This window comes from Thermosynechococcus sp. OHK43, assembly GCF_014466085.1.
Lineage (GTDB): Bacteria > Cyanobacteriota > Cyanobacteriia > Thermosynechococcales > Thermosynechococcaceae > Thermosynechococcus.
Genome location: NZ_JACOMP010000255.1, coordinates 1 through 8196 on the forward strand (window position 1 = coordinate 1; position 8196 = coordinate 8196).

General features: G+C 53.3%; 9 protein-coding genes. 4 read left to right on the forward strand and 5 right to left on the reverse strand.

Going from position 1 to position 8196, the window contains the following annotated elements:
• Positions 1 to 422 precede the first annotated feature (422 nt).
• Complete coding sequence (locus tag H8Q75_RS11000; RefSeq protein ID WP_297041695.1) at positions 423 to 1577, forward strand: ArsA-related P-loop ATPase; 1155 nt, start codon at positions 423 to 425, stop codon at positions 1575 to 1577.
• Between the two features lie 6 nt (positions 1578 to 1583).
• On the opposite strand, the gene hisD is transcribed toward H8Q75_RS11000, so the two are convergent.
• From hisD to H8Q75_RS11025, 5 genes are all read right to left on the reverse strand, one after another.
• Positions 1584 to 2879, reverse strand: a complete 1296-nt coding sequence (gene hisD / locus H8Q75_RS11005) for a histidinol dehydrogenase (protein ID WP_024125242.1) — start codon at positions 2877 to 2879, stop codon at positions 1584 to 1586.
• A gap of 186 nt (positions 2880 to 3065) precedes the next feature.
• Positions 3066 to 3341, reverse strand: coding sequence for a hypothetical protein (locus tag H8Q75_RS11010; protein ID WP_297041699.1), 276 nt, complete (start codon positions 3339 to 3341; stop codon positions 3066 to 3068).
• A gap of 186 nt (positions 3342 to 3527) precedes the next feature.
• Positions 3528 to 4616, reverse strand: coding sequence for a Holliday junction branch migration DNA helicase RuvB (gene ruvB, locus H8Q75_RS11015; RefSeq protein ID WP_297041701.1), 1089 nt, complete (start codon positions 4614 to 4616; stop codon positions 3528 to 3530).
• Between the two features lie 21 nt (positions 4617 to 4637).
• Entirely contained in the window at positions 4638 to 5633 is a 996-nt protein-coding gene (ilvC, locus tag H8Q75_RS11020; protein ID WP_024125244.1) for a ketol-acid reductoisomerase, read from the reverse strand.
• 148 nt (positions 5634 to 5781) lie between these two features.
• Complete coding sequence (locus tag H8Q75_RS11025) at positions 5782 to 6066, reverse strand: RNA-binding protein RbpB (protein ID WP_024125245.1); 285 nt, start codon at positions 6064 to 6066, stop codon at positions 5782 to 5784.
• A gap of 234 nt (positions 6067 to 6300) precedes the next feature.
• On the opposite strand from H8Q75_RS11025, the gene mnmA reads away from it, so the two are divergent.
• From mnmA to H8Q75_RS11040, 3 genes are all read left to right on the forward strand, one after another.
• A complete protein-coding gene (mnmA, locus tag H8Q75_RS11030; RefSeq protein ID WP_297041708.1) occupies positions 6301 to 7410 on the forward strand; it encodes a tRNA 2-thiouridine(34) synthase MnmA in 1110 nt (369 codons plus the stop codon).
• A gap of 14 nt (positions 7411 to 7424) precedes the next feature.
• Positions 7425 to 7658 carry a DNA-directed RNA polymerase subunit omega gene (locus tag H8Q75_RS11035; protein ID WP_024125247.1) on the forward strand — a complete coding sequence of 78 codons (234 nt, stop codon included), beginning with the start codon at positions 7425 to 7427 and terminating at the stop codon, positions 7656 to 7658.
• A 2-nt stretch (positions 7659 to 7660) separates the two neighbouring features.
• Positions 7661 to 8196 (forward strand): hypothetical protein (locus tag H8Q75_RS11040; RefSeq protein WP_297041713.1); only part of this gene is annotated, 536 nt, incomplete at its 3' end.

Here is an 8196-nt window from a genome sequence, read left to right on the forward strand (position 1 = left end):
ATCTTAGATCCTAGATCTTAAACGGAATAAAATTTCCACAGAGAAAAATAAAGATGTGATGGAGGTAACTTGGGGTTAGTTTGAAGGCGGGTTAGAGTTTGAGGAAATCATTGGTTGAGAGGATGGGGGGAGACTGAGAAACATGAGAAAACCAAGAGCGAGTAGTTGAGATGGCTAGAGGATCGGAACTTGTCAGCACTTGGGGAAAACGTTGGGGAATTTGGGGAAAACCTCAAAAAACTCTCACTTTAGGTTCAAAACGCCCTAATGAGGATCTGTTTGCGCCGCGAAAAAAATTTTTTGGCCTGAGAATGGTCCAGAAGCCCCTAGAAGGGGGGCGATCGCCCCCGTGAGTAGGTTTCATCGTTGAACACATTCGACTGCCCATAGAGGCGATTTTAGGAGGGGTTGTTGAGAAAACCTTGGGGCAGCCGTTTGCCGATAGGATAGTCCAAGCAGCTATCGTCCTCAAACTTGCCATGACACGCATTGTTACCCTCCTAGGAGGAACCCCAGAACAACAAACAGCGCTGGGTCTGGCCATTGCCCAGTGGTTTGCTGGTCAACAGCAGCAAACGTTACTAGCGGTGCCGAGTCCAGCCACTTCCTTGCAATTCCTGATCGGCAGTTCAGAGCAGGTAATTGGTTGGCAACCCAAATTGCTATCCGAGAGATTGGCGATCGCGGAGCTGCTGGCCACTGAAAGTCTTAACGCGGCATGGCAAGAACTCAACCGTTTAGTAGAACCCTATTTGCCCCAAGAGCTGGTGGGTAAAGTTTATGCGGCGGAATTGGTGATCTTGCCGGGGATGGACACCTTACTCACATTGAATGCCCTGCGTGTGCACTACAGCAGCGGCGAGTACGATGTGATCGTCTATGCTGGGGGCAACAGTCAGGATACACTGCGGCTGATTGGTTTGCCCCAAGGGTTAGCGTGGTACTATCGACGATTTCAACGTTTGTTGGATCAACTGGATCTGAACGCGATCGCGAACGCTATTGGCGGACCGATCGCCAGCGCAATTATGGCTGCCAACATTGACACGCAAAAAGTTCGAGAGCGCTTTGCTGAGGCGAAAGAGTGGGTCGATCGCGGGGTGAAAATTGCCGCAGATCCTCAGCGCCTATCCGTGTATCTGCTCACGGATACCACAGCGATCTCAACCGCACAAACCCAATGGTTATGGGGCAGTGCCCAACAGGTGAATGTGCCTATTTCTGAGGTCTTTTGCATGGGGGAACCCACACCAGAAGTCAGCCGCACGTTTGCACCGCTACGCATTTCAGCTCTTCCTAAAGACTGGAGCAACTGGCAACGTCTTGTTTCCTATCTTCCGGACTTGAATCAGCTAGGAGTGGCACCGGCTCCCCATGAGTTTGATGAGACGCAGCAACAGGTACGCATTTTCCTACCGGGATTTCGCAAAGAGCAGGTGAAACTTAGCGAGTTTAGTGGGGAACTGACGGTGGAAGCTGGCGATCAGCGACGCCACATTGAACTGCCCCCTAGCCTCAAGGGCAAACCCGTTCGCGGGGGTAAATTTGAAGCCCCCTACTTGATCGTCAGTTTCTAAGGCTTGCTAAGGTTCAAGGCGCAGACGCACGGAGTCGCGGTGGGAAATCAGGCCTTCCGTTTCAGCGAGAGTCATGACTGCTCCCCCCTGTTTGCGTAAGGCAGCAGGGGTGTATTGAATAATACTGGAGTGTTTCAAGAAGGTTTCTACGCCCAAGGCAGAAGCATAGCGGGCAGCACCAGAAGTAGGCAGAGTGTGATTCGGGCCCGCCAGATAGTCGCCAACCGCTTCAGGGGTAGAATAGCCCAGGAAAATGGCACCAGCATGGCGCACCTGATCGACAAGGCTCCAAGGGTCTTCAACTTCCAGTTCTAGATGCTCTGGAGCAAAGCTATTGGACAGCTCGATTGCCTGTTCGAGGGTTTCAACAATACCAATGAGGCCGTAGTGGGCGATCGCCTTCTCAGTGAGGACACGGCGGGGATGGTCAGCCAACTGTTCATTCACGGCTGTTACAACTGCATTGGCAAGGGAAAGACTCGGTGTAAGCAAAATGGCCGCTGCAAGGGGATCATGTTCCGCTTGAGCCAGCAGATCAGCCGCAATCTGAGTAGGATGGGCTGCCTCATCAGCAATGATTAAGACCTCTGAGGGCCCTGCAAGGGAGTCAATGCCAACGCGGCCATAGACCTGCTTTTTGGCAAGCATCACATACAGGTTTCCCGGCCCAGTGATGACGTCCACCCGGGGAATTGTTTCTGTGCCATAGGCAAGGGCGGCAATGGCTTGGGCGCCACCCACGCGATAAATCTCTTGAATTCCGGCTTCTTGGGCGGCAACAAGAACCGCAGGGTTAATGCCTTTGCCTTGACCGGGGGGCGTGACCATGACAATCCGCTGCACACCGGCCACCTGAGCGGGAATGGCATTCATTAAAACCGTACTCGGATAGGCCGCCCGTCCTCCCGGCACATAAAGTCCGGCAGCATCAACGGCAGTGTAGCGTTTGCCTAGGATAACGCCATCCTCGCCAAATTGCACCCAACTTTTAGGCACTCGCTGGCGGTGAAAGGCTTCAATTTGTTGCTTGGCGAGGCGAATTGCATCTAGGAGTTCTTTGGACACCTGTTGGTAAGCGGCATCCAGTTCATCCCCTTTCACCCGTAATGTTTCGGGGGTGAGGTCAATGTGATCAAACTGGGCGGTGTACTCAATCAGGGCGCGATCGCCTTCCTTGGCCACACGGCGCAAAATTGCCTCAACGGTAGCCTGTTGTTCGCTCATCTCCCCGCTATCGGTGCGATCGCAAATGCGGCGTAGTTCAGCGCGTAGGTCTGTTAACTGGGTAATGATCCGCAACATGGTCGTTCACGTAGGCGAGGCAGAGAGTAGGGTCAAGGTTAAAAAACCTTAATCAACCCTATCAATAGCTTACAGTGATTTTCCAATTACGGGGGCGGGCTTAGGCTGACCAACAACGGCTGCTTGGAGCAAGATCACGATTCACAATACTGCCCCTTCAGAGTTCGCACCAGGTGGCCGAGGCAGCTAATTCTCATCCAGGGCTTGTTCAAGGGTAAATTCGGGGGCTTCAGGAATCAATGGGGATTCATCCCAGGGGTGCTGAGAAAGAGTTTTCTGCCATTGCGATATTGTTTGATGAAAACTTCCGGCAAAAAAGATATCAGGATAGAGCTGGCTTTGAGTATTTCCTGAATGAGCAATCCAAAATTCAATTCGTCGCAATTCGTCACTTCTGGTTGCCAACCTCGCAGCCAGTATTCCCGTTTTGTATCCCAGTATAGAATTTTGAGGGGTGCTCACAAAGTTGCATGAAATAGCTAGCGTCGCCGATTTTGCACTGCCTAAGCTTTCAATCTCCTCAATTCAATTTTCCACATCATGTCTCTTTAGTTGATTAGTTTTTAGTTGATTAGTTTTTAGTTGATTAGTTCAGCAACGGTTTCATTGCGCCCAAGACAATCGTCGGTCCCATAAAGAAGTTGAGTCTTAAGACGAGGTGTCGTAGGGACTAGATAACAATGGCAACTGGTTTTCTGGTGCAGTATAGCCTAGATGTTGCCAAGCGCGGGGAGTGGCGACTCGACCTCGGGGTGTCCGCTGCAGATAGCCCATCTGGAGAAGGTAGGGTTCGTAGACCTCTTCGATGGTTTGCACATCCTCGCCTGTGGCGGCGGCAAGGGTTTCAATTCCCACTGGCCCCCCTTGATAGGACTCAATCATCACCCTGAGGAGGCGGCGATCGCTCCCATCCAACCCTGCTGGATCCACATGCAGCAGTTCCAGGGCAGCCCTAGCCACATCCAGCGTAATCCTGCCATCGTGCTTCACAGCCGCATAGTCCCGTACCCGCTTGAGAAGCCGCAGGGCAATGCGGGGCGTACCGCGACTGCGCCGGCCAATTTCTAGAGCCGCTTCAGGAGTAATGGGGGTTTGCAAGAGGCCTGCCCCCCGCTGGACAATCTGCTGGAGTTCTTCGGGATAATAAAAGCGTAACCGCTGCACCAAGCCAAAGCGATCGCGCAAGGGCGAGGTCAAAGCCCCAGCACGGGTGGTTGCTCCCACAAGGGTAAAGCGATTGAGTTTGAGTCGTCGTGTGCGTGCCGTTTGCTGTTTTCCCACCGTCAGATCAAGGTAAAAATCTTCCATAGCTGGATAGAGGAGTTCCTCGGTCATGCGGGAGAGGCGGTGAATCTCATCAATAAAGAGGATATCCCCCGCTTGCAGGTTCACCAGCAGACCCACAATGTCGCGGGGGCGTTCCAACGCTGGGGCACTGGTCACTTTACAGTTGACCCCCATTTCTGCCGCCAAGATCAAGGCAATGGTGGTTTTGCCTAAGCCCGGCGGGCCATAAAGCAGCAGGTGATCAAGGGGTTCTTGGCGTGTCTTTGCTGCCTGGACGGCAATGTGCAGGATATCCTTTAGTTCCTGCTGGCCAATGTAGTCCTGTAAAGAGTGAGGACGTAAGGAATCCTCAGCCAGGGAGTGCTGTTCCTCTGGGGTGGGTTGATTGGAGAGCACGGAAGGGGGGCGCGATCGCTCTGGCGGTGAATTTTGCGACGAAATAATCGCCATCGTTGCCCCCCAGGGCAAAGCTTAAGCCCGTTTTAACCAGCTAAACATAGAGCGCAGTTCTTGACCCACCTGCTCAATAGGGTGTTCTGCCTCCCGTCGCCGCATTGCAGTAAAGCCCGGTTTACCCGCCATATTTTCCAGCACAAACTCGCGGGCAAATTGACCCGTTTGAATTTCGTGGAGAATTTTGCGCATTTCTGCGCGGGTTGCATCGGTAATAATCCGTGGGCCACGGGTGAGGTCGCCGTATTCTGCGGTGTTGGAGATGCTGTCGCGCATTTTGGCAAGCCCCCCTTCAACAATCAAATCCACAATCAGCTTCACTTCATGAAGACACTCAAAATAGGCCAGCTCTGGCTGATAGCCCGCCTGCACCAATGTTTCAAAGCCGGCTTTGATCAGGGCACTGAGGCCACCACACAGCACCACTTGCTCACCAAAGAGATCGGTTTCTGTTTCTTCACGGAAGGTGGTTTCAAGAATCCCGGCACGGGTGCCACCAATCCCCTTGGCGTAGGCCATGGCTAAATCGCGGGCTTGACCACTGGCATCTTGATAGACCGCAAACAGGCAGGGGACCCCTTCCCCTTGGGCATAGGTGCGGCGAACAAGATGACCCGGACCTTTCGGAGCCACCATCACCACATCCACATTGGCGGGGGGCACAATCTGGCCAAAGTGAATATTAAAGCCATGGGCAAAGGAGAGGACATTTCCCGGTTGCAGGTGGGGGGCAATCTCCTGTTCATAAACAACCCGCTGAACTTCATCGGGCAAAAGAATCATAATCCAGTCGGCCATTTTCGTAGCTTCCGCCACGGGGTGCACCGCTAGACCATCGGCACGGGCGCGCTCTGCAGAACGACTGCCGGCGTAAAGACCCACCACCACATTGAGACCGCTATCCCGCAGGTTGAGGGCATGGGCGTGGCCTTGGGAGCCATAGCCAATAATGGCGATCGTTTTGTCCTTGAGGAGCTCTAGTTGGGCATCTGCGTCGTAATACATGCGCGCCATAGGGATGATGTTCCTTTCCAATTGCATTCAGCAGGTCGTTATTATTTCTCTACCATATTGGCAGAACAAATAAAGCCCTCCCCACAGGAATAGGGTGGAATAGGCCCTATCAAAGGTTTGTGAAAAGGGCGAAGTACCGCCTCGGGAGTTAGCGATTACGGGAATAACGATTGTTGCCACCGCCCATGGCTTCGCGGGGACGTGCTTTGTTGACTTTGAGTTGCCGTCCCATCCACTCGGCACCGTCGAGATCGGCGATCGCCGCGTCTTCTTCAGCATCGCTGGACATTTCTACAAAACCAAACCCCCGCTTACGGCCTGTTTCCCGATCTACGGGTAAATAGACTTGTTTGACGGAACCGTACTCGGCAAAAACGGCCTCTAGGTCTTCCTGGGTAGCCGTGTAGGAAAGGTTGCCGACATAAATAGACATAATCTGATCTGCTCCAAAGCAAAAATTGAACCCTGTGTTGACGTTGACTTCGGAGAGACGACTGTCACGTAACCAACCTTCCCTAAAACCGAACTCAAGAATCGCTCTACTTAAGAAACTCAAGCGGCGATTACTCGCCAACCTTGTCTCCTGATTATAGCTGATTGCGATGGCCTGTGTTGCGAAAGTAGGAATGCTACCCTAAAAGAGGTGGATTTTTTGTGAATCTTAACAATGTCCGACTTACCGGCGGTTGTTGTCGGCCTTTCCGGCGGTGTGGATAGTTCCGTTGCCATTGCCAGCCTCAAAGCGCAAGGGTACCCCGTTGTGGGTCTGACGCTCTGGCTGATGAAGGGGAAGGGGCAGTGCTGCTCTGAGGGGCTAGTGGATGCGGCGCGCCTTTGTGAGGAGCTGGGAGTCCCTCACCACATCGTGGATAGCCGCGAACTTTTTGAGAAATATATTGTGAACTATCTGATCAGTGGTTATGCCAGTGGGGTTACACCGCTACCCTGTTCCCAATGCAACCGTTTGGTGAAGTTTGGACCGATGCTGGCCTATAGCCGGGAGCAACTGGGGATTGACTACATTGCTACGGGTCACTATGCCCAAGTGAAATACAATCCCACCAGCGATCGCTATGAACTGTGGCGAGCTGTGGATCGTCATAAGGATCAAAGTTACTTTCTCTATGATCTGCCCCAAGAGATTCTAGCTCATGTGCTTTTCCCCCTCGGTCAGCAAACCAAGGCCGAGACCCGTTCCCTTGCGGCGCAGTATGGTCTGCACACGGCCAGTAAGCCGGAAAGCCAAGATCTCTGCCTGATTGAAGCCCATGGATCCATGCGCCAATTCTTGGATCAGTATCTGCCCAGTCAGCGGGGGGAGATTGTGGATGTCCATGGACGGGTGCTGGGGTACCATCAGGGGATTCACCACTATACGATTGGCCAGCGCAAAGGCTTGGGAATCGCCGCACCTGAGCCCCTGTATGTGGTGGCTGTGGATCGGGAACACAATCGTGTTATTGTGGGCGATCGCACCACCGCCGTCCGGCGTGAGTGTACCGTGGCACAGGTGAACTGGGTCTCGATACCACCTCCTAAAGAACCGATGACAGCCACAGTGCAAATTCGCTATCGCACCCCCCCTGTGCCGGTGACTATCATTCCCGACGCCAATGCTGAACAGGTACAATTGGAGTTTGCTGAACCGCAATTTGGGGTAACGCCGGGGCAAGCGGCGGTTTGGTATGCGGGCGATCGCCTGTTGGGGGGCGGTATTATCCAGCCCTTTGCAACACCGACACCGCACCCCCTAGAAGCAACAGCCACCCACGTTTGAGGAAAGGACCAACCATGCAAAAGCGCCTTCATTACTCCTCTTTGGAAATTAACCGTCGGGCGGAAGAGTTGATTAAGCACTCCGCCAATCGCTATCGGATTACCGTGCAAATTGCCAACCGGGCTAAACAGCGGCGGGGGCTAGAGGCCAGTGAAGATTTGGATGATCTGCCCCTAAAGCCGGTGATCCGTGCCATTATTGAAATGTCTGATGAAATTGCCCAGCCGGAGTTGCTGGCAGATTCCTAGCCATGGGCAGACGACGAGGTTGGACCTTTTTGGGCTGGGTGGTGTGGGGGTTCTTGCTGGCACTCCTGTGGTTACCCCTGAGTAGTGCTTGGAGCGTGGGGCGATCGCAGTCTGACCCCAATTTGCCCAATGCTACGGGTCAAATTCTCATTAATCCCCGTTTGGTGGCAGAAACCCTCTATCCGAAGTTACCCGGTTTCCCGAAGGAAAACCACTACATCCGCCAAGAAAATCGCCAGCCAGCGCCGGAGAGTACACTCCTAGAGCGATTCATTGTCTATCACACTACTGTCAAAGGGCGATCGCCCCTCTACCGTTTTGACTGGAAAATTTCCCTGGCCGACTATTTGGGACTGAATGAATTCCTGCGTCCAGAAACCTATCCGGGACGTTCTTACCTAACAGTGAACCCAATGGAAGGGGATATGGCCGCCATTCGCCAACTTAATCGTCAACAACGGGACGCCTTGGTCAGCACACTGGCCACCTTCTACGCCCAACAGGCGGGGTTGCCCCCTACCCCACCCCAACCCCAGAC

What these genes read in the sequence shown, in the direction of transcription:
- hisD (WP_024125242.1), bottom strand. Translation starts at nt 2,879, where the DNA reads ATGTTGCGGATCATTACCCAGTTAACAGACCTACGCGCTGAACTACGC.
- ruvB (WP_297041701.1), bottom strand. Translation starts at nt 4,616, where the DNA reads ATGGCGATTATTTCGTCGCAAAATTCACCGCCAGAGCGATCGCGCCCC.
- ilvC (WP_024125244.1), bottom strand. Translation starts at nt 5,633, where the DNA reads ATGGCGCGCATGTATTACGACGCAGATGCCCAACTAGAGCTCCTCAAG.
- H8Q75_RS11025 (WP_024125245.1), bottom strand. Translation starts at nt 6,066, where the DNA reads ATGTCTATTTATGTCGGCAACCTTTCCTACACGGCTACCCAGGAAGAC.
- mnmA (WP_297041708.1), top strand. Translation starts at nt 6,301, where the DNA reads ATGTCCGACTTACCGGCGGTTGTTGTCGGCCTTTCCGGCGGTGTGGAT.
- H8Q75_RS11035 (WP_024125247.1), top strand. Translation starts at nt 7,425, where the DNA reads ATGCAAAAGCGCCTTCATTACTCCTCTTTGGAAATTAACCGTCGGGCG.